Raw genomic sequence first — 20,223 nt, 5'->3', positions numbered from 1 at the left:
GTCGGCCCTGTCACCGCCGAGGCGGTGCGAAATCAGTTCTCGTCGTCGCCTTCAGCAACGACAGTCGCGTCTGATTCCTCGGCACCTTCAGGTGCCTCTTCCTCAGCAGGAGAGGTGAACTCTTCCATGTCGATGACGTTGCCTGCAGTGTCCTTGACGACAGCACCAGCCAGTGCAGCGGCCAGGGCCTTGCGGCGCGAGACCTCTCCGACCAAGGCGTTGACCTGTCCCGAGCTGTCGAGCATCTGCGCGAATTCGTTCGGGTTCATGCCGTACTGCTGTGAAGCAGAGATCAGGTACTCGATGAGCTCAGGCTGAGTCACCTCGACCTCTTCGGCTTCGGCGATCGAGTCGAGGATGAACTGAGTGCGGAGGTTGCGCTCGGTCTCCTCGGTGACCTCCTTGCGGTGCTCATCGTCGTCCACGCGGCTCTCGGACTCGAGATGACGCTCAACCTCGTCGGTGACGACCTTCTCAGGAACCGGCACGTTGAGGGTTTCGATCAGAGATTCGAGGACCTTGTCGCGTGCCTGGGCACCCTGGTCGGTCTCCTTCTGCTTAGCAGCCTGCTCACGCAGGTCTGTGCGCAGCTCATCGATCGTGTCGAATTCGCTGGCCAGCTGCGCGAAGTCATCGTCAGCCTCTGGCAGTTCGCGAACCTTGACGGCGCTGAGCGTGATGGAGACGGTACCGGTTTCGCCAGCGTGCTCTCCGCCTGCGAAGGTGGTTTCGAAAGTCGTGGTCTCGCCTGCCGACAGGCCGTCGAGAGCTTCGTCCATGCCGTCGAGCATGGTTCCGGCACCAACTTGGTAGGAGATGTCGGAAGCGGTGTCGATCTCTTCACCGTCGATGGTGGCAACGAGATCGAGGGTCACGAAGTCGTCCTTGGCTGCAGGACGGTCAACGGAGCTCAGGGTTCCGAAACGGGTGCGCAGCTGCTCGAGTTCGGCATCGACGTCTTCATCGGTGACCTCGATCGGGTCGACCTCAACACTGATGGTGTCGTAGGCAGGCAGTTCGATGCTCGGACGCACGTCAACCTCAACCGTGAAGGTCAGGTCGCCGTCTTCGGTGCCGTCGAGGCCGGGGACCTCAGAGATCTCAACCTCTGGCTGACCCAGTGGCTTGAGATCGTTTTCTTCGACAGCCTCGCGGTAGAAGCCGTCAAGACCGTTGTTCACGGCCTCCTGGATCACTGCGGGTCGGCCGACGCGCTGATCGATGATGCGCGCGGGGACCTTGCCCTGGCGGAAGCCCGGGATAGTCACCTGGCCACCGATGGTCTTGTATGCCTCGTCGATGCTCGGCTTGAGTTCGGCGTATGGGACATCCACGCTGATCTTGACCCGCGTGGGGTCGAGTTGCTCGACGGAGCTCTTCACAGTGCGACCTTTCAATTTCGACAGTCATGCTAATTCGGTCATCTGGTGACCTGGAGGGAGCGAAAGTCCACGATGAGATCGCGCACGTCCGCAAGACGCAGTCACCCATATTACGCGAAACACGGGACAAAACACGAAAAAGGCAGGACACTGCAGGGCACGAGTTCGCGAGGAGCGCAATCAGGGGCAGTGAAGCTCGTCGAGTGTGATGATCACATTGGATGCCGTCCATGACAGAGGAGCCACGGACAGTGCAGCTCCTTCTGCGCTGACCTTCTCGGGAAAGGAGCCGGCCTGCGTCCGATGGCGCCCCAACCAGTTGAGGACTTCATCAGCCTGCTTCCTGGCCCCGATTCTGGCGAACCCGAGTCCCATCAGAGACGTAGACGGCGTCCAGCTCGTCTGATCGAAGATCCAACCGTGGCCGGGTTTGATCCCGCCTGCGGGCTGGCTCAGCCTGTCCCAGACATGATCGAGCGTCGATTCGTCCAGGCCCAGGCCCGCCCCAGCTGCGGGCAGATAAGCGACCGCCGAATCGAGGCCTCCCGAGGTCGGGTAGCGCTGCAGTCCATTGGCAATGAATGTTCGAGAGAATGTGGCTTCGTACGCCGCGCAGCTCTCTCCGAGGGCGTCAACTCCCCCATCGATGTGCCCCCACATACCGCTGCTGTGCCCGGCCAGCCTGACGAGTGCCTGCAGACCCAGCAGAGTGGGCCCCGCAATACCAAGAGTGACTTGGGATTCGCTGACTTCCCAGTAGTCGGAGGACACCGGTGGCAGAGCGCTGCCCTGCTTCGTGAGGCGGAGGAGGCGCCGCGATGATCGTCGCAGCATCGGAGTCATGGCCTCAAGCGCGACGATCTCAACGTGCTCTCCCTCTGTGCTGACCGCCGAAGCGTGGACCTCGCTGACGGCCCAGAGCAGGAGTCCGATCGCATCGAACTGCGACGGGCGCTCGTCTGGGGCCTTCCCGGTACCCGGGATGTATCGTGCCGCAAACGATCCGTCTTCAAACTGCAGCGACTGCAGATGAAGAAGATGTTTCCACGCCAGGTCGATCGAACCGATCCGGGCCAAGGCAACCGCAGCGAATGCCGCATCGCGCGGCCAGATGTATCGCCACGGCCGATCCCAGCTGGCCACCGTCGCCGGCAGCGAGTCGGTGAGAACCCACAGATCGAGCAGCGCCGAGGTGGCAAGATCGCGTCGATGCTCTGGCAGGTGAGTGATCCACGGGGCACACCGGTCGAGGAATTCCCGCTGTCGGGATGCCGGGCCGGCATCGTCGACGTCGGGCAGGACACGTGAGTGGGGCTCCAACCGCTGCGCCATGTCGATGTCTAGACCTTCGCGAGAGGCCGCCGAGGTGAAGACGACGGTGACGGAGCGCAGAGGATCACTTCGGCCCACCTCGGCGAGGATGTCGGTGCCAGACGATGTCGCGAACCCTGCCCCGAGCAGACCGGCACCGGTCAATGCACCGGTCAGAACCTGACGACGGTTCGGCCGTGGCAGGTGCAGTCGGGGCTGCGAAGGTTCGGAGGTCATATCTGGGGGCTGGCTTTCTGCCGTGGGTCACCTTCAGCAGCGAAGGGTGCCACCTCGGTCGCACAGGGTTGGTGAGAAATGCCGAGCACAAGATGCTGGGCGGTACTGAATTCTATCCGAGCCCGCGATGGAGTGGAGCAAATCGGTTCGAGAATCGAAACAACCGGCCGGACCATCAGGTCCGACCGGTAAATGGAGGGGATGACGAGAATCGAACTCGCACCATCAGTTTGGAAGATTCCTGTTGCCCTCTGTGTCGCCCCAGGTCAGGCCGGGTCCTGTGTGTGTATTCGGACCAAACGTGACCTTATATGACCTAACTATACACACTGAGCTCTAGAGGGTTCGGTCATGTTAGGTCACGCCGTGTCGGCTGCGGTCACGAATCGGTGTCCGGCAACGATGACGAGTCCGCTGGGCGCGGTGGTTCGGTGTCGAGGGCAGCAGCCAAGCGGATGGATTCGGGATCGAGCGGTGAGGAACCGGGCACGCTGTGCCGGGGGCGAGCGTCGAGGTCGGCCCGGTGGCGGCGGGCGAGTTCGTCGCGGACGATGCGGGCCTCTCGGTCGCGGCGGTGGTAACCGGCGGGGAAGTCGGCGGCGGTGAGTCGTTGCAGGTGCGCGAGCAGTGCGGTGGTCGTGGCGGTGCGCAGCACCTGCGCGGAGAGTCCTCGGGGGCGGAGTTTGCGGTGTTTCATGATTTGTGTTCTTTTCGGTGGTGGTTGTGGTCAGTGCGGCAGGTTGCGATTGAACCGGCGACGGCGTTTGCGTCCGCGCCGGGGGCGGTGTTCAGGCGGTTGGTAGTGGTCGGGGTGGAAGCGTTCGGCCCTCTGGGCGCGTTCAATCTCGGCGGTGCGGTAGCGGCGGCGGATTTCGGCGGCAGTGGCGCGGTACTCGGTGACCAGTGCGGTGTAGTCGTCGCCGGTGATGTAGTCGAGCCTGCGGGCAAGATAGTCCCTGTGGGATTCGAGCCGGTCGAGCGGGACTCGACGCAGCTCAAGTCTCCAAGGAAAACGGTCGTGTTTGGTTGTCATGGTTGTTTCCATTCGTTCGGTCGGTTGGTGGTGGGGTTAGCTGATTGCGGCGAGGTGGCCGCGCCGGGTGCCGAATGCCAGCGCAGCCGATGCCCGTCGATTCTGAGCACGAGCAGTGTCCGTGTAGGCTCCGGTCGTCTCCGATGTGCTCGGTTCGGGATCAGCCGCTGGGGTGCTCGGCCCGGTCGGGGTCGGGTCTGTCGGTGTCGGCGATGAAGTGCTGGTGAGCTGGTCGAGCCGGTCGGCCAATGCACGGTCGCGGTCGTTTCCGGCGTGCTGATAGATCGCAGCAGCCCGGGCCGTGGAGTGACCAATCCGGGCTTGCAACTCAGCCTGAGTCGCCCCGGCTTGCGCAGCCAGCGTCGCCCCGGTGTGGCGCAGGTGATGCCAGGCGATATCGGGCCGGTCTATGGCCAGTCGTGCCCGACGCATCACCCCGGACCGTGTGGACGCGGTGACAGGGTTGCCGTGGCCGGTGGTGAACATCAGCGCATCGGGGTCGATGCCGGTGTGCTGGTGGAGATGGTCGGCCAGGACCGGCAAGATTGAACGCGGCAGGTTCACGTTGCGTCGGCCAGCGGCGGACTTCGGCGGACCATAGACGACGGGTTCGCCCGGAACTTCGACCAGGGTACGGGTCACGGTGACAGTCGCGGCGTGTAGGTCGAGGTCGCCCCGGCGCAGGGCGAATGCTTCGCCGGGGCGTAGTCCCGACCAGGCGGCGATGAGCACGGCGGCACGGTACCGGTCGGGCATCGCATCGGCCAGGGCCACCACTTCGGTCGCGGTCAGGGGTCGGCGTTCGGGGTGCGGAGCCGTGCCCGCCCCTTTGACGTGGACCGGGTTCGCGGTGATCAGACCATCGCGCACGGCTTGCATGAGCACGGTCCGCAGCAGTCGGTAGGCACCAGCAGCAGCGGTCCGGCCCGGGTACTCCCCCGCCGTGGTCGGCACCGGCGGGGCCGGTGAACCGGCGGCAGTCCACGCGTCGAGCACATCGGTCGGCAGCTTGCCGGTCGGGGCCACGTCGAATCCGTGACTCATCGCCCAGGCCCGGGCCGGATGCGGGCCGCGTCGGGACGTAGCCGACTGATCGAGAGCAGCAGCGCGGGTGCCGTCGAGCAGCGCGACATACCAAGTACGGACGAATCCCGGGGTCAGGGCTTGGACGGTCACCGTCGAGATATCAACCGGGGTCGTCGTCCCGACCGGGCACAGAATCCACGAATCAGCGGTACGCCGATACAGATCGAGGGTGCGCGGACGCAGCGTCGCCCGAGCGTGGTCAAGGTAGTCGGACAGGTACTGACCGACGGTGATTGCCGACGGCTTCGCGATGACGGGATTGTTGCCCAGCACTTCGGCATGGACCCGCACGCGCACGGCTTCGGCCTCTTGCCGGGTGCCGAACGTGCCCGGCACTTTATGGCGGGTGCCGTCGGGAGCGGTATAGCGGACCCGGAACCGCCCCGACGGCAGACGATCAATCGCCCCGAACACCGCCCGCGCCGTCACAACACACCCCCAGGCTCGTCGGTGTCATCTTCGGGGGTGACGACCAGTGTGAGGAATGCCAGTGTGTCGGTGTCGGGCAGATATCCAGCATCGAGCACGTCGGTGACGGTTTCGAGCGCGTAGAGAGTGTTGTCGGTGGCTTCGGGAAAGAGTGTGGCCAGAGATGCCCCGTCGCCGGGGACGTAGGTGAATGATCGGCCGGTGTAGAGGTCGGTGATGCTGAACGCTGTGTGCGCGGTGGACATGGCGTGATCTTTCCGAACCCGGCCAGTCGAGTTAGGTCATTTTAGGTCACGCTGGGATGATTGAGGGTGTTGGTTTCTTCCCCACAAATGACTGTGTCGCCGCTGTGACCAGCGGCGACACGGTGGAGGGGATGACGGGAATCGAACCCGCTTGAAGCCTCTTTTGGCACCATATCGTTCGCTGGATTCTAGGGGTTTAACGATGTTGATGGGTTTGGAATAGCAGTTCGTTCAGCTCCATTGGCCGCATGATGCGGCCACCGTGCGGCACCCCCTTCGGGAGGGTCCCGAGTGAAGATTTTCAAAGAATTTGCGAACTTCTACGAACATGAGCCGAACTGCCGCACGTAGAGAGGGTATGAGCAAAGAATCGCAGACTTCGGTAGATGCACCCTCGCTTGAGCCCACCCACTCTCCCCTGGCCGTTATGCACACCCAGGGGCAGGACATTTACGTTCCGAATGGAATGCCGTGTGTCTATACCCCCGAGCAAGCCGCGGCCATCTTGCAGTGCGGAGTTCACTTCCTTCGCGATGGAACTCGCAATGGCGAACTGCCGCATTTGCGCATCAATCGATCTGCCGTCCGGTTCACCTCCGACGACGTCAAAGAGATCATGTCGATGTTTGCGGTCAAGCCGATGCCACAGGACGAACCGGAGCAGACAACTCCAGAGACGATGGCCATCCCCGAAACGTATGAGGACGAAGACCTTTCCGAATACCCCGGTGGAAGTCTCAAAACCAGGCGGCGGATGAAGAAGCTCATCGACGAACGCAACGCTGAGCTCGCCGCTAAGAAGTAGACGAACCCACAACAAAGGGCCTCGACACTGAAACAAGTCAGTGTCGAGGCCCTTTGTTGTGGATGGGAGATGAACTCTACAGGCGTATGCCTAGAGCTTCTTGGGCCACGCGTGCAACGTGTTCGACCCGGCCATCAATCAAGCTGCCGCCTGGTTGTTCGATCGGATTACCGCATCCATCGCAGGTCGAACCATCTGACCCGGTGACGAAGCTGGGATGGATGCGGTCACGGCTGCCGGGATTTCGCTCATGACTCCTCCTCGTCACTGTAGTCGGCATATCGGTTAGCGATAGTCGCCAATGCGAAACACGTGTTGAGGAACTGTGGGTGGAAGATCTCAACTTCAGCTTCGGAAGCCAGAGCGGAAAGGTGCTCAGACTCGTAGAGCCATGCCCCGAACGATTGTGCATTTGGTTCAAGGTTGGCAGCGTCCCTCGCCGAGGCGATCAACTCATCGCCGACTTCTGCCCTGACTTCGTCACAGTCGACGAGTTCGTTGACAGCATCGCGCACGACATCGACGGCGTGATCCACGTCGAACGTGCGAGTCACGGACTGCATGTCGGGGCCGGCCTTTTCCTCCCAGTATCCCGGATTAATGAAGGGCGAACCGTCACCGTAGATGTCTCCGTAATTGCGCGTGTTAAAGAAGCCCAGCATGTCCGTGGTTCGGCGAAAAATCAGCTGAACTCCGATGTCGCCAACAAAGGCAAGATATCCGGGCGCAGTGAAAATCTCCCAGTGCCAAGCCAACATTCCGGGCTTGCTCATACGCAGATGCCGGTAGTCTCCGTTGTCGAAAATGACTGAAAGCTCGTGATCACCAGTGTTGGCGGCAAACGTTGCCCAGTTGTGCGAATATGGATTCTGTCTTATCGCGGTCGCCATAGTGCCTCCTGGTCGAATGAAATGCGGTCGTTGAATAGAGAAGTGGGGAACCGAGATGGCTCGATTCCCCACTTGCCTGTTGACTACTTCAACGCTTCGCTCGACGTACAGTCATGCGGGCGTGGATGTTGCTTAGCTGATTGCTGTCTGGGCGATCTCAGCGTCCTGTTCCGGAGTCCCACCCGAGACTCCGAGCCCGCCGATGAGCTGTCCCTCGTCGTTGACTATCGGGACTCCCCCACCCATAAGAAGGAGCCCTCCGTTCGTGTGATCAAAGTGTGGGAGCGGCTCTCCAACCTGTAATGGCGAGTTGAGGGCCTCGCTCGGTGCTTCGAACATGACCGAGGTTCGAGACTTCGCCAGTGCAAGGTCGTTGGACGCCAGCCAAGCTCCGTCCATTCGTTGGAAGGCGACAAGATTCGCTCCACCATCGAGTACTGCAAAGACGGCGTTCAAGCCGAGATCGCGCGCCTTCTCTTGCCCAACGTCGATGATCTTGCTCGCGGCTTGCAGGGTGATTGTGGGGTGTGACATGTGATCAATTCCTTTCTGGTGATAACTGGTCTCAGGCCTTTTGCGTCCATTCAGTTTCCTGCCACTGCTTGGCGGCCGCGATGGTCTCCAGCGGTCTCATGGTCCTGTAGTCCGGGTCATCGGAGATGATTGTCTCGACCATTGCATCGACCATCTCTTGCGGGTCCGCCTGATCCGCAAGCGAGGGGCCAAAGTCGGGCATCGGGACGTGTGCGGTGTCGGCATTGTGCCACTGCACGTAGCTCTCGGCGCCAGTGTCGTTGAACCCGGTTCCGAAGACACCTGGATTGACTGTGGCGACCTTGATTCCGAATTGCTCGAGCTCGGCCTTCATCGAACCGGCGACAGCTTCGATTGCGTGCTTGGTGGCACAGTAGGCACCAAGGAATGGCACGACGAGTATCCCGCCCATGGACGATGTCCACACGATTCGACCACTGTTGCGGGCGATCATCTTCGGCACAATTGCCTGGACCAGTTCGAGGTGCCCGAACAGATTGATGTCGAACGATTCCCGTACGCGCTGAATCGGAATGTCGACGACGGCTCCGCCTTCCATGACTCCAGCGTTGAGAACGAGCACATCCACGTCGAATGTTCCTGCATGTGCGACATCGATATCGTCGAGCAGGTTGAGCTTGATGACAGTCAGCTCCACTCCAGCTGCGACAGCATCAGCACGAAGGCTGCGGACCTGGGGCCAAGTCTCAGCTGCTGCGATCACCTCGTTGCCCTGCCGGGCGAGTTCAAGTGCGGCTCCCTGACCGAATCCGCTGCTGGCGCCGGTGATGAGGATCTTCTGGGACATGGCTACTCCTTAGGTAACTATCTGGATACTTACGGACGAAAGCTTGTCACAGGACGACCCTGCCGTCAATAACCAGATGGTTACCTTTAGACTTGGGGGTATGCCACCAGATGCCACTGACACCAAGCGACGTATTCTCAGCGCAGCGCGTGCCGAGTTTGCGCAATTCGGTCTCGCTGGAGCCCGTGTGGATCGGATCGCTGACGAAGGACGGGTCAATAAACGATCGATCTACGTACATTTCGGACCGAAGGGTGACCTATTCGATCTGGTAGTAGCGACAGCGCTGACGGAGATGGCTGAGGAGGTGCCTTTCACTGCCGAAGACCTACCTGCGTATGCAGGAGCACTCTTCGATTACCTCGTTGCTCATCCGGAGATTCTGCGACTCACATCATGGGCGAACTTGGAAAGAGCCGAGGCATCGGCCGATGAGATTGAAGCCTACGCACCTAAGGTCGCCGCCCTCACTGAATTCTTTGGTGACAACGCAGTCGACGTGCTTGCTCTATTGCTTGGTCAAGTCACCGCCTGGCAGTACGCATCTTCTGCGCTTCGAGCCCACTCAAAAGATAATGAGTGGGCTACGAAACGTCTTCAGCAACACCGCGAAATACTCATGGTTTCGGTACGAGCACTAGTTGGCACCACCTCCACCGTCAATCACACCTACTGAGCCGGAGCTGACTCTTTCGCTGACGGAGTAGTCGGCACCGAGACTGGAGCAGACTTTGTTGGCTCTGGCTCGCTGGACTCATCAGACCGCTCGATGGCGATCGTCACCTTGGCTTCGGCGGTCTTTCCGCGGGAGTCAGTGAGCGAATATTTCAACGAATCGCTGGTTGAGTCTCCACCGTCTGGTGTGTAGCGGATTGAGGTGCCTTCGACGGCTGTCTGGCCATTCTTTGGAGCATCGACAATTGCGATAGTGATGTCACCGCGGAAGTCATCGTTGCCAATGACATCAATGAGCACTGATTCGTCTTTCGCTGTGTCAATGGTGGCTTCATCGTCTTCGGCAACCGGCTCAATCGGAGTGAAGACCTCGTAACTGACGCTGACACGAATGCCGTCGGCACTCTCTTCAGTTTCGACATGAACCACGACGACAGCATCCTCGCCATAGTCACGCAGGAGGTTGAACCGGTCGAGAGCTGAAGCCAACAGCTCATCGATGGCATCGCCGTCCGTGACTGTGACCTCGATCTGACCGAACGGGTCCGAGGTCTCAAAGGCGTCCTTATCCTCCGGCGCCTCGGTCACAAGAAGTGTGGTCCCAGCTTCGCCGCGCTTGTCATTGAGCCCGTTGACTACCGAATCTTCGGCCACTGGCGGGTACTGCGGGTCGGGATCTTCACCGTCGTCGTCCCCGCCACCGGTGTTGGCATTGCTATTCGCGTTGGAGTCGGAGCCGTCGCTATTGCTGGATCCGTCCGAGGAGCCAGTCGAGCCACCGTCTGAACTCGAGGCATCGGATGAAGCCTTATCGCCGCTGCTGTCATCGTTGCCGTTCTGGGCAGAATCGGACCCAGCATTCGAATCGGGATCACTGCCACTACCGCCGGAATCGTTGCTGCCGTTAGCCGAGGCTGAAGCTGTGTTGGTGCCATCGTCACCGTCCGACGAACCGCTGCCGGCATCATCGTCATCACCAGGGTTCGGGTTCGGTGGGCCTGGCGGGACGATGGGCGAACTGCCTTCGCGATCATCAGAGCCCTTGTCCCCCTCATTGCCTTTCGTGCCCTTGTCGTCTTCTTCGTCGCCATCAGAGTTGCCAGGGCCGGTCGGGTCAGGAATATAGGGCGCGTTGTCCGAAGGTGCCTGCGGCATCGCAAAAGTGTCACTGCCATCATCTGGCTGGCCACCCGAGGCATTGTCACGGCCTGGGTCACCAAACGGATTTGAAGTGTCTGACGGCTCGTTCGAGGCTGACTTATCCGTCTCGTCATCGTCGCCCCCATCACCCTCATCGGCGGGGATAGTGAAAGACGGGTTCGGCGTCTTCGAATCTGTGGCCTTCGACTGAGAAGTCGGGTCGGACAGCAGAGTATTCACGGAACAAGACACCGCTGTGACCAGCAGCGCAAGCACAATCGCAACAATTGCTCCGATCTTCACTTTCGTCGAATTGCCCTCGGAAGTCGTCTCATCAGCCATATATTCAGTGCTCCGTGTATTGATACGAAAAAGTCCCTACCCCTATCTATGCGCCGATTCTCGGCGCAGTCGATAGGTGCAGGGACTCGTTCGGCCTTCCTCAGCCGTTGTTCTCCATCACGTTGAGGATCTTCTTGCTGGCCAGAGCACGGATGACAGCCAGTTCGTTGTCGACCTCGATGATCTCAACATTGCCCGTAGGTCGTGGAGTATCGGTGTTCGGCGAGAACTGTGTGCTGGCGACGATGAGCGGGATCTCCTCATGCGTCCAGTCGATGATTCCGAAATCATCCTTGAAGCGCGAGAGCAGAATCTCCTCGTCACGCTGCTCCAGATGCTTCTGCCCGTTCTCGGCAAGATAGCCTCCGTAGATAAGTTCGGTGATGACCGGAATAACCGAATCCTCGATCAGAGAGATGCGGGCCTTGAGAGCCTCCGTGTCATCGAGGTCAGAGTAGCCGTCGATGACGAAGTCGAGGACCTCGGAGGCAGATTTGCAGCCGTGGTACTCCGTCTCCTCGGTGTCCTTGTCGAGGGTGATGACGACGAAGGGAAGTGCGGTCAGGTCGGTGTCGTTGTCGATGATTGTCATGGTGTGTCCTTCTGAGTTGAAATTGCGTTCACTAGGTCTATGCCCCATCACCTGATGTTTGTCCGCCACCTTTCGATGGGGCTGGACTCGAGCTGCTGGGCTCCGAGGACTTGGCCCCCGATGGAGACGCTGAGGCACCGGTGGACTGGCCGGATTTCGCCTTTGGTGCGGGCGCCTTCTCGGTACTCGGGCCACCGTCTGATTTCGCCGGCGCCTTCGGAACCGAGGACGGAGAATGAAGCGACTTCGGATTCGAGGCGCGTTTGGTCGTCACGCTACTCGCTTTCTCGGGAGTCTTGTCCACTGGTGCTTTTGCCACGGGTGCCTTTGGCTGTGTGGGTGGGCTCGCTGGCTTTTCCACCGTTTTCGTCGGAGCCTTAGCGACAGCCTTCTTCGGAGCCTCAGCCTTGGGTGCCGGTGCTGCCTTCCTTTTAGCAGGCTGCGTGTTGACGGCCTTCGGTGCAGGTTCAGACTTTGGCTTCTCAGCAGGCTGAGTCTCGGCGACTTTTGGTTTGCTCGACTTCTTCTTCCACCAGCTGTCGCCCGTGGAATCGACCTTCTTCTTGGCTGGCTGAGTATCGACAGATTTAGGAGCGACCGACTTCTGATCGTCATCGGACTTCTCGTCCTTGGGTGCCTCTTCACCACTGGCATCGGGCTTCTGCGACTCATCTTCATCAGTCGACTCAGGGTCCTCGACAGTCCCGTGGGCCATATCGTTCGATACCTTCTCTGAGCCCTTGCCAGGATCATCCTCGGTCGTGGATTCGTCCGAGTCCTCAGAATCCTCTTCGTCGACCGGTGAGATCGCCATATCGTTCGAGACCTTCACCATGGAATCTGGCTTCTTCTCGTCGTCATCGCCAGCTTCATCTGAAGACTTGGAATCATCAGCTTCATCAGATGAGATCTCATCAGATTCGGCCGACTTCTCATCATCGTCTGGTTTCGCATCCGCGAGCTCGGCGCTCTTGGAATTCTCAGCTGGGGCGCTGGCGTGGGCTTTGCCGTCCTCACCAATGGTGATGGTGACCTTTCCTTCAGCCTCGTCATTCTGGCCCGAGCGATTCTTGTCTCGATCCTGGGTGTGACGAACCTTGTAGGTGAACGTCACTTCTTCGCCGGGCTCATATTCCGAGGCGTCGAAGGTGATCTCACCGGAATTGGCATCCCACGTCAGACCTTTGACGTCGTCGCCGGTGACTTCGGTAACTTCACCGTCGAGGACCTTGTCGTTCTTCGTCAGGTCATCAAACGTCAGCTTCACCGACGAACCTGCATCGACACTGTAGTGGTCATCTTCTGCCCCCGGTGGCTTGAGGCGATACTCGGTGATCGTCATGGTCGACTTCTCACCATCGCCGACACCATAGAGAGTCAGATCATCGGCATTCGGGTAATTCTTGAGGAACTCCCGCTTCTGCGCGAAGTCCATTTCCGACCACACTCCAAGTGGTGTGCCGTCAGCATCGGTGACCACGATGTCTTTGGACTCGTGCTTCTCATACAAGTCAGCATCCGGGTCTTCGGTTGAGAACTTGTCCGGGGTGGTGAATGGTGAGTCGCCACGCTTGTCGTTGATGAAGTCAACGAGGTCTGCGACGTCGACGGGGCCATGTCCGTCATCACCACCATCGTCTCCGCCATCACCGTCTCCGGGGTTATCCGATCCATCGCCGTCGTCACCTCCGCCGTCATTGCCTCCGCCATCGCCAGGGCCAGGATCTTCGCCGTCAGAGCCGCCCCCGTCTCCAGGGGTGTCTCCTCCGTTGCCAGGCTCGTCGGTCCCGCCACCGGGGTTGTCGTCGGACCCATCAGAGCCGCCATCACCGGGGTTGTCGGTCCCGTCTCCGGGTGTGTCGTCAGAACTGTCGTCGCCAGGCTCATCGCCTGCATTTGAGTCGGACCCACCGTTGTCGCCGGGTGGCTGCGACACGTCGTCAGGATCTTCGGTTGTGCCGCCGCTGTCTTGATCCTTAGCGCCACGCTTATCGTCTGACTTATCTTCTGACTTATCGTCTTCTTTGTCCTCGGTCTTTGGACCAGTTGGATCCGGGAGCTCTGGTAGACCTGAGTTGGTGTCTGGCAGGGCGTAGTTCTGCTGACCGGGCTCGTCACCATGTTCTGGTCCGTACCTGCCATCATCACCGTCGTTACGGTCGGGCAGCCTCGACGTATCACTGGGATCGTGTGGGGCCGCCCGGTTGTCCTCGCCATCACTCGATGGGCTCTTGGTCGGCTCATCATCGGCGTTGATCGTGTATTTCGGCTTGTAGTCGCCACTGTCGGACTGGGCCTGCTCGTCATTGACCTGCTCGCTGATGGCATATCCACCGGCGAGTACGACGGCGAGGCTGGCAGCAGCGGCCGCGCCAAGGACGGCCTTGCGTTTCCTGTTGTTTTCTTTCACTGGTTTTCTCCGCTCATCTCGTCAGCGTCGCCTTTGCGCACTGACAGTCGTTTTTGCTTGTTCGCGTATTCGAAAGGTGTCATCTTCTCCCCGGTTTCAGGGTCGATCATGGCTTCGGCCTCCATCTTCTTGCGACGCTTGGCGGTCTCGTCCCCGTCGTCGGACGGGCCTGAGGTGGGGACAAACTGCTCCATCGTGGCCCGTGTCGGTCTCTGCCCCTCGAAAGTGGGCACTCCAAACTTCTTGAGGAAGTCTCCAAGCTCTTGTGTCGAGGCGTAGTAGGGCTTGAACACGCACGCTTCGTCACCTTCGTTGGCAGCCGTCCCCACGCCCTTGCCCACCTTGGCGTTGGACCTGATGTGCTCGGGCACTTTCGGCACCGCGGCAGGGTCGGGGAATACCAGCTTTCGGTTGCCTTCGGTGGGGTTCACGCCGAGGAGGATCTTGTTCTGATGATTCGTCCTCAGCGCCGTGCCGATTCCGGTATCAGTCGAGGCAACTTGGGAGGAAAGAACCAGTTTGATGCCCACGAACCTCATCTCGGCAGCAGTCTTCGAGTACTTCAGTTTCAAGATCTCTTTCGCAGTGTTCGCGTCCTGAGCCTCAATCCGCATGGGATGATCCTTTTCGAGGCCCTTGGGCACTGTCTCCAGCGCCCACAGACCGGTGACCTCGTCCATGATGAGGAAGATGGGCCGCATCTTGGCGGCCTCTTGAGCATCGGCTGGGAGCTGGGTCCAGTTCTGCACTCCGTACTCTTTGAGTACCTTCGCCCTCTTGTCGCCTTCGGCGTAGATCTTCGACATCACGGCGGCTGCCTCGTCGATCGATTCGCACCCCCACCCTTCAGGGCGGACGTATTTCTTGCACCACTCGAAATCGACAGCTTTCGCCGGGGTGTCGATGATGGCCAGCTCTGCACCTCGGGCGAGAACTCCGGCGACGATGTCATTGAGGAAGACCGATTTTCCTGAGTTACTCGTTCCGCCAACTTGAGAATTCATCCCTGATTCGAAATCGATGATGAAGGTTTCTCCATGCTTCTCCCCCGGTGCCGGCAGGCGCTCACCCAGTGGAATCTTCGCCCACTCTTTCGACCCAGGTGCGAACGCAGTGACCTTGGCATCAGTGGGATACGGGATCAGCTGGGAGAAAGTCGGCGGGTCCGAGGGGATGATGGAAGCTTCGAGGGAACGAGGGTCAATGCGGGTGAACCAACCGGGCCCGCCGACAATGTCTGTCGCGACTTCTTCAAGCTTCTCGTCGTGCTTGGACGGCGTGTAGGAATCTGGCAGCTCAAGATCGTATCCACCATCAGATCGGGTGGTGATGACAATCGCCCAGGGTTGGACGCCGAGGGCGTTGGCAACAGCGCCTCGGGCGCGCTTGGTGGCCTTGTCGAACTTCTGCATGGTGGCTCGGCCAGGTTTGAGGAATGGTTCGAACTTCGTCAGGTAGTAACCGGGTTTCATCTTCTCGAACCGAGCGGCAATAGCTGGGGCATCTGACATCTTTGTGCCGTTGGCCAGTTCAAGAACGACAGTCTCACCCTCATCGTTCATCGATGTCATCGAGGTGTGACGTACGGCGACAAGGCGCCACCGCTGTTTGTCGATGTGACTGATCGACCAATCGCTGCCGAGTTCTTCCTTGACCTTGCGCTCCATAATGGCGGCGTGTTTAGCCGGGTCGAACTTAGCGGGGAGTTTGAGTTCCTTCGTGTTGGGGTTGCTCACAAGCCTGCCTTCATCGTGGTGTCTCTTTATCTATCTATGCGCAAAGTTGCGTCTCAGTCGGTCCCTCGTCTTCTCCGATGACTTCGGCGAAGGTTTTCGAGAGGTTGTCACGGTGATAGGCCTCCTCCCAGATGTCGATGAGCACGCCGGTGATTTCCTCGACCGTCTCGCCCAGCGGCTGCCCGGAGAGGTCGATGACCTGCTGGCACAGCGTGTTGAACTCTCCCGCCAGAATCTGGCGTTTCGCATGGATGTCCTCGTCCCCGTTGATCGAGTTCCACAACGGCGAATGCCTGGATGCGGGTTCGCACTCCTTGGCAAGGAACGAGTCGAAGAGGTCCTTCGACAGCTTCTTCCACTGCGTCGAGTCGTTGGAGGTGACCATGTTCTTCAGATTTGACTGCATCGCCTTCAAAGCCGTCTTGGCTGGGATGAGCAACTGCATGACGGCCGCCTCGGCGACAACGGCGATATGTTTGGCCCCGGCTGACGTGAGCAGACGCTTCACGTCTGTAAAGCTCAGGTCATCCCACAGTGCCAATAGGTCGTCGCCGATGTCACTGGGGATCTCGCGGCCCTGAATGAGGTCATAGAAGGCCAGCAGTGACCGGTGTGCCAGTTTCGGCTCTTCCCTCAGGCGAGCCAGAATGGCCAGTCTTTCCGCGGCGTCAGCGGGTCTAACAAGTGGTGGGAGGTGGAGTTTGCGATGAAGAAACTGGGCGCAGACGTAGATGCGCTCTTCGCGAGACCGGTAGCGCTTGAGGAAGCGTTCGCTCTGGTCGGCGAACTCTTCGAAGACATCGGCTTCGGGTTCGAGGCTCTTCAGCGCTTCGGTCTCCACTTTGGGCGTGGAGGTGAACATCGGCTCCGGCTCCTGATTGTCCGCGAAGTACTCGCCGACGGACTCGACAGGGCAGTAGCGGTCTTGGACGATGCGGTGTTTCTTCTCCAATGCGGGCTTTGCAGAGAGCATCATGCCAAAGACCCAACTGGAGAACTTGCGCCCGTCGGCCTTGTTGAAGTCGTAGAAGACGGCATCGTTGAGCAGCTTGTCGAGGACCAGGTCTCGACCCGAATCGGCGAGGTCCACCATGTCTTGGGTCGACCGGGCACGAAAGTGATAGCTGATCTGTGCACCGACGTCGGAGCTTACGAAGATCTCAGCAACCTGCCGGCGACCGGCGTCTTCGGGCAGGTCGCCCGAAAGTACGGCCTGGCCAATTGCGGCGATTTCCGCATCGGCCTGAGCGCGGCTGAGCTTTCGTCCGAGAGGCTGCGTAGCTGTCTGTGTCGTCATACTCTCTATAGAGTTCGCTGACAGTCGTGGCTACTCAGGTTCGGAAATTCTCATATATTCCGAGGTCAACGGCCTGCAAGACCATGCTGACGGTGATTCGGGCACTCGCACTTCACCTGTGTTGCGGAGGGCCGAATCAGGCCTCAGACGGCCATCTTGGACACGTCTCGCTGATGAAGTCGTTCGTTGCGGCGTGCAATATCGAGTGGATTAGTCGAGATCAACTCGAAGAACTCGGAAGGAATGTTGATCTCCGTCGGCACTGCACGTTCACCCGACAGGTCGGCGTAGAGGGCCACCGCACCGCGAATGACTTCTCCCGCCTCATCTTCACCTCCCTCACGCAGAGCCTTGAGCGAATTGAAGTTCGGGATGAGCTGACCGCCATTGCTGATGTGATCTTCGGCCGTGATGCGCCCGATCCTCTCCTCAGTGGGCTCGAGATTGAACAACTGACAGGCCAGTCGCGCCTCGGTCTCATCCTTGATATGCATGATGAGACCGCGCGAAATGTAACCACTCAGACCCGCATCGACGGCGTCTTTGACTCTCTGGGAGTACAAGATCGGCAGAACCTCCTGACTTCGAGCCAGGCGACCAAGTCGCTCGACCTCCGAGGCTGAGGATTGCAGGAACGTCCACGCCTCATCAAGGTGAAGGACTCCCCCGCGTCCGGTCAGGGCCATAGCCGATCCGTAGACCATCATGCGCACCAACGCCATCGCCGCACGCTGTTGCATACTCTGTGGGTCATGACCTGGCTGAGGTAGGTCGAGGTGGGATTCTCCGACTTTGATCAATGTCGTTCCCTCAGCAACACCCAGCGGCGCCGTTGTGGGGTCCATCCCGATGACCGACCGGATTGCCGGGGAGTGCGTCGCCTGACGAATACGGGAGATAATTTGGATGAAGTCCTCACGGTCTCGATCGGTGTGAGCGAGTTCGCCCAGATTAGCTTCGACGAAACTCAGCGCCTGCCCCGTACATTGGGCGCCATTGTCGACGCCGAACAGCAGGCCCCTGTTGAGAAGAACCTCGTAATCATCGGCATCGCGGCCGAAAGGGTTGATCTGCAAGATCGCTGAAGCGGCAAGATCGGCAGCTGACTGGACGGAACCAGCCTCACCCTTATCGGTGTTCTGCTTCATCATGAACCGGATCGGGTCAAAGACACCGTCGGACTTGGATATGTCATCCAAGCTTGCAATCTGACCACCGGAGGCCAGCACCGCCTGCGAATGGTCTGAACCTGTGTTGTGGGTGACGAGGAAGCCGCCTGTCAGGTACGAGTGGTCGGGAGAATCAACGGAGATGCATTGGACGGGTTCGTAGTCGACTTCGGAGATCGAGACCACTGGCATCGCGCGCTCGGAGTCTGGGACAGACTCGGGAAGAGCCGAGCCGTCGTCGGTGAGCACGTTCAGTGTTCTATCGGCGACGAATGTGATCGCCTCGTCGGTGGTGAAGACGCGGTATCCGAAGGTGCGAATGAAGTCGACGAGATCGTCTTTGGCCACGCTGGCCGTCATATCAATGGTGACTCGACCGCTGCCGGCGACTGTGCCCAGCCGCGCGAGGATTGGTGCGAAGAGACTCTGACGTTGGGCAATGCTGGAGCGGTGGTAAGCAGCCGGAATCATGCGTGATTCAGGACTGCGTGCTGCCATTTCTGGCCAAACGGCAGAGACGGTGTCACCGACATCATCACCGGCGATCCAGGAGCCGAGAGTCTTCGGTTCGACGGGCAGGTCAGTCTCGCGGCCAACGAGTGGTTCTGGCATCGGCAGGCAGATGTCACCAGTGGCGAACGGATGCTCCCCATATTCAGTCAGGATCTGCGATGTGGTCATGACTCGACGGTTGCCGCCGTCAACGATGATCCACCGGTGCGCACCGTCGGCGATGGTGGACTGTCCATCGCCCGTGTGGACGCGGTAGACGGTGGTTTCGTCTTCAGTGAAGATCTTCGACTTCGAAGTCACCTGGTGAACATTGCCGGTGGAGTCGATGATCTCGTCGCCGGGCTGGAGTTCTGCAATCGTCTTGCACCCGGAAGGTGTGACAATCGGAGTGTTCACTCCAAGGGCTTTGGGGTCGATGATGATGTTGGGACGCTTCATCAAAGAGAACTGGTGAGCCAACCACAGAAGCAGCAAACTTTTTCCTGAGCCAGTCGCGCCCGGCACGAGCGCCACGGGAAGTCCGTCCTTATTCGACGCCGCGGTGGGCGAAAGATAGGCCATGCGCGAGTCACGTTCGGTCAATCCCACGCTGGCACCTGACTTGTCGCCGACGCGCGAGAGGTCGTTGATTCCCGAGGCGGCGATGGTCGTCATCGGCAGCTCTTGAGCGTAAGGGTTGGCACGCACTGACGAGCCCAGCCAGGTCTCAGCCATGGCCTGCGGTTGGCGATTGATCATCGGATTGAGCTCGACGATGGAATCGTTGCCCATGAGCGAGAAGTCCTTTTTGCCCGAGAACCCGACCACGATCGAGCAATCGACGATTGTCGCCGGCGCCCCGCGTCCGGCATAGGCGCCTTCCATCGATTGGAGCATCCCATGATGCTCTTCCTCATCAGCCTGGCTCATCGCTCCTTGTTCCTGGCGTTCCTTGATGTCCTCCATGTACTTCTTGCGGTTGCGACGCAATTCAGACCGCGTCTGCTTCGCCGGTTCGATCCGGCCCGAAATCGAGACCACCAGGGCACCGGACTGAGTCAGCTGGGATGCCCATGAGGCTTCTGGACTGATTGCGGTGAACTTGTCCGTCGGTTCGATGTCGACTGATGAAACAGCCGCGAAGCTGACGGAAAACTGTCCTTGCATTCTTGGCCACTTCGAGCAGTCATCAAGGCCGGCACGATCGGCAATAGCCATCGAATCGGTGTCGGAGAAGACATGCAGGTGGTCAGAGTGAGGCATGAACGGGGTATCTGAATGGGATCCGTGATTCCACCAGGCATCGAGGATGCGCATCTCGCCTTCGTCTGGGGCGACCAAACCTGCTCGGTGAAGGGCGTTGGAGACGATGGCTGCATCTCGGTCGAAGTCTTCTAGAGGGATACCACCTGTGACAAAGGATTGCCACGCCGAATCCATAGCGCCCTTGATATCGCGGCCTGCACCCAGCGAATCAACGAGCTTCACGGCCATGACGCAGATCTTCTCGCGCACAACCTTGTCACCGAACCACTCGTTGAGCTTTGACCGAATGCCCTACGTGTCAGGCTGGAGCGGGACCACGGTGACAGAGCAAATCAGTCCGACCA

Annotated in this window: 17 protein-coding genes; 2 read left to right on the top strand and 15 right to left on the bottom strand. The window is 59.7% G+C overall.

Going from position 1 to position 20,223, the window contains the following annotated elements; all coding sequences use genetic code 11:
- Nucleotides 1-32: 32 nt before the first annotated feature.
- From tig to INT29_RS14410, 6 genes are all read right to left on the bottom strand, one after another.
- On the bottom strand, nt 33-1,382 hold the full coding sequence (tig, locus tag INT29_RS14435; protein WP_101574747.1) for a trigger factor: 1,350 nt from the start codon (nt 1,380-1,382) through the stop codon (nt 33-35).
- Between the two features lie 180 nt (nt 1,383-1,562).
- Nucleotides 1,563-2,930 carry a hypothetical protein gene (locus INT29_RS14430; RefSeq protein ID WP_193072055.1) on the bottom strand — a complete coding sequence of 456 codons (1,368 nt, stop codon included), beginning with the start codon at nt 2,928-2,930 and terminating at the stop codon, nt 1,563-1,565.
- Nucleotides 2,931-3,309: 379 nt separating this feature from the next.
- Nucleotides 3,310-3,627, bottom strand: coding sequence for a hypothetical protein (locus tag INT29_RS14425; protein WP_193072054.1), 318 nt, complete (start codon nt 3,625-3,627; stop codon nt 3,310-3,312).
- 30 nt (nt 3,628-3,657) lie between these two features.
- The gene (locus tag INT29_RS14420) at nt 3,658-3,963 is read right to left on the bottom strand and encodes a hypothetical protein (protein ID WP_193072053.1); all 306 of its coding nucleotides are present in this window, start codon (nt 3,961-3,963) and stop codon (nt 3,658-3,660) included.
- Between the two features lie 36 nt (nt 3,964-3,999).
- Entirely contained in the window at nt 4,000-5,478 is a 1,479-nt protein-coding gene (locus tag INT29_RS14415) for a tyrosine-type recombinase/integrase (RefSeq protein ID WP_193072052.1), read from the bottom strand.
- Nucleotides 5,475-5,723 (bottom strand): hypothetical protein, encoded by a 249-nt coding sequence (locus tag INT29_RS14410; protein ID WP_193072051.1) that lies wholly within the window; start codon nt 5,721-5,723, stop codon nt 5,475-5,477. The genes INT29_RS14415 and INT29_RS14410 overlap by 4 nt, the downstream gene beginning before the upstream one ends.
- Nucleotides 5,724-6,081: 358 nt before the next feature.
- Between INT29_RS14410 and INT29_RS14405 the strand changes: the two genes are divergently transcribed.
- Entirely contained in the window at nt 6,082-6,528 is a 447-nt protein-coding gene (locus INT29_RS14405; protein ID WP_193072050.1) for a helix-turn-helix domain-containing protein, read from the top strand.
- Between the two features lie 248 nt (nt 6,529-6,776).
- Here INT29_RS14405 and INT29_RS14400 read toward each other — a convergent pair whose 3' ends face one another.
- The 3 genes from INT29_RS14400 to INT29_RS14390 all read right to left on the bottom strand — a co-directional run bounded on the left by INT29_RS14400 (nt 6,777) and on the right by INT29_RS14390 (nt 8,760).
- Nucleotides 6,777-7,418 carry a hypothetical protein gene (locus tag INT29_RS14400; RefSeq protein ID WP_193072049.1) on the bottom strand — a complete coding sequence of 214 codons (642 nt, stop codon included), beginning with the start codon at nt 7,416-7,418 and terminating at the stop codon, nt 6,777-6,779.
- Nucleotides 7,419-7,550: 132 nt separating this feature from the next.
- Entirely contained in the window at nt 7,551-7,952 is a 402-nt protein-coding gene (locus INT29_RS14395) for a GlcG/HbpS family heme-binding protein (protein ID WP_193072048.1), read from the bottom strand.
- 31 nt (nt 7,953-7,983) lie between these two features.
- The gene (locus tag INT29_RS14390) at nt 7,984-8,760 is read right to left on the bottom strand and encodes an SDR family oxidoreductase (RefSeq protein WP_193072047.1); all 777 of its coding nucleotides are present in this window, start codon (nt 8,758-8,760) and stop codon (nt 7,984-7,986) included.
- Between the two features lie 100 nt (nt 8,761-8,860).
- Here INT29_RS14390 and INT29_RS14385 point away from each other — a divergent pair, with 100 nt between their 5' ends.
- Nucleotides 8,861-9,436 carry a TetR family transcriptional regulator gene (locus INT29_RS14385; protein ID WP_193072046.1) on the top strand — a complete coding sequence of 192 codons (576 nt, stop codon included), beginning with the start codon at nt 8,861-8,863 and terminating at the stop codon, nt 9,434-9,436.
- Here the strand turns inward: INT29_RS14385 and INT29_RS14380 are convergent.
- The 6 genes from INT29_RS14380 to INT29_RS14355 form a co-directional block, all read right to left on the bottom strand.
- On the bottom strand, nt 9,430-10,917 hold the full coding sequence (locus INT29_RS14380) for an Ig-like domain-containing protein (protein WP_193072045.1): 1,488 nt from the start codon (nt 10,915-10,917) through the stop codon (nt 9,430-9,432). The two genes, INT29_RS14385 and INT29_RS14380, sit on opposite strands and share 7 nt — an antisense overlap.
- A 100-nt stretch (nt 10,918-11,017) precedes the next feature.
- Nucleotides 11,018-11,509, bottom strand: coding sequence for a hypothetical protein (locus tag INT29_RS14375; protein WP_193072044.1), 492 nt, complete (start codon nt 11,507-11,509; stop codon nt 11,018-11,020).
- 37 nt (nt 11,510-11,546) lie between these two features.
- On the bottom strand, nt 11,547-13,919 hold the full coding sequence (locus tag INT29_RS14370) for a hypothetical protein (protein WP_193072043.1): 2,373 nt from the start codon (nt 13,917-13,919) through the stop codon (nt 11,547-11,549).
- On the bottom strand, nt 13,916-15,655 hold the full coding sequence (locus INT29_RS14365; RefSeq protein WP_193072042.1) for an FtsK/SpoIIIE domain-containing protein: 1,740 nt from the start codon (nt 15,653-15,655) through the stop codon (nt 13,916-13,918). Before INT29_RS14365 ends, INT29_RS14370 begins: the two co-directional genes overlap by 4 nt.
- 34 nt (nt 15,656-15,689) lie before the next feature.
- On the bottom strand, nt 15,690-16,952 hold the full coding sequence (locus tag INT29_RS14360) for a hypothetical protein (RefSeq protein WP_193072041.1): 1,263 nt from the start codon (nt 16,950-16,952) through the stop codon (nt 15,690-15,692).
- Between the two features lie 143 nt (nt 16,953-17,095).
- Entirely contained in the window at nt 17,096-20,107 is a 3,012-nt protein-coding gene (locus tag INT29_RS14355) for an ATP-binding protein (RefSeq protein ID WP_193072040.1), read from the bottom strand.
- Between the last annotated feature and the right edge of the window lie 116 nt (nt 20,108-20,223).

Origin of the sequence: Brevibacterium sp. FME37 (assembly GCF_014897485.1) — a bacterium.
Lineage (GTDB): Bacteria > Actinomycetota > Actinomycetes > Actinomycetales > Brevibacteriaceae > Brevibacterium.
Note: the sequence above shows the minus strand (reverse complement) of the source record. Positions and strands in the feature narration are given on the sequence as shown.

What these genes read in the sequence shown, in the direction of transcription:
- INT29_RS14410 (WP_193072051.1), bottom strand. Translation starts at nt 5,723, where the DNA reads ATGTCCACCGCGCACACAGCGTTCAGCATCACCGACCTCTACACCGGC.
- INT29_RS14405 (WP_193072050.1), top strand. Translation starts at nt 6,082, where the DNA reads ATGAGCAAAGAATCGCAGACTTCGGTAGATGCACCCTCGCTTGAGCCC.
- INT29_RS14420 (WP_193072053.1), bottom strand. Translation starts at nt 3,963, where the DNA reads ATGACAACCAAACACGACCGTTTTCCTTGGAGACTTGAGCTGCGTCGA.
- INT29_RS14400 (WP_193072049.1), bottom strand. Translation starts at nt 7,418, where the DNA reads ATGGCGACCGCGATAAGACAGAATCCATATTCGCACAACTGGGCAACG.
- INT29_RS14385 (WP_193072046.1), top strand. Translation starts at nt 8,861, where the DNA reads ATGCCACCAGATGCCACTGACACCAAGCGACGTATTCTCAGCGCAGCG.
- INT29_RS14425 (WP_193072054.1), bottom strand. Translation starts at nt 3,627, where the DNA reads ATGAAACACCGCAAACTCCGCCCCCGAGGACTCTCCGCGCAGGTGCTG.
- INT29_RS14380 (WP_193072045.1), bottom strand. Translation starts at nt 10,917, where the DNA reads ATGGCTGATGAGACGACTTCCGAGGGCAATTCGACGAAAGTGAAGATC.
- INT29_RS14395 (WP_193072048.1), bottom strand. Translation starts at nt 7,952, where the DNA reads ATGTCACACCCCACAATCACCCTGCAAGCCGCGAGCAAGATCATCGAC.
- INT29_RS14360 (WP_193072041.1), bottom strand. Translation starts at nt 16,952, where the DNA reads ATGACGACACAGACAGCTACGCAGCCTCTCGGACGAAAGCTCAGCCGC.
- INT29_RS14375 (WP_193072044.1), bottom strand. Translation starts at nt 11,509, where the DNA reads ATGACAATCATCGACAACGACACCGACCTGACCGCACTTCCCTTCGTC.
- INT29_RS14355 (WP_193072040.1), bottom strand. Translation starts at nt 20,107, where the DNA reads ATGGCCGTGAAGCTCGTTGATTCGCTGGGTGCAGGCCGCGATATCAAG.
- INT29_RS14390 (WP_193072047.1), bottom strand. Translation starts at nt 8,760, where the DNA reads ATGTCCCAGAAGATCCTCATCACCGGCGCCAGCAGCGGATTCGGTCAG.
- INT29_RS14430 (WP_193072055.1), bottom strand. Translation starts at nt 2,930, where the DNA reads ATGACCTCCGAACCTTCGCAGCCCCGACTGCACCTGCCACGGCCGAAC.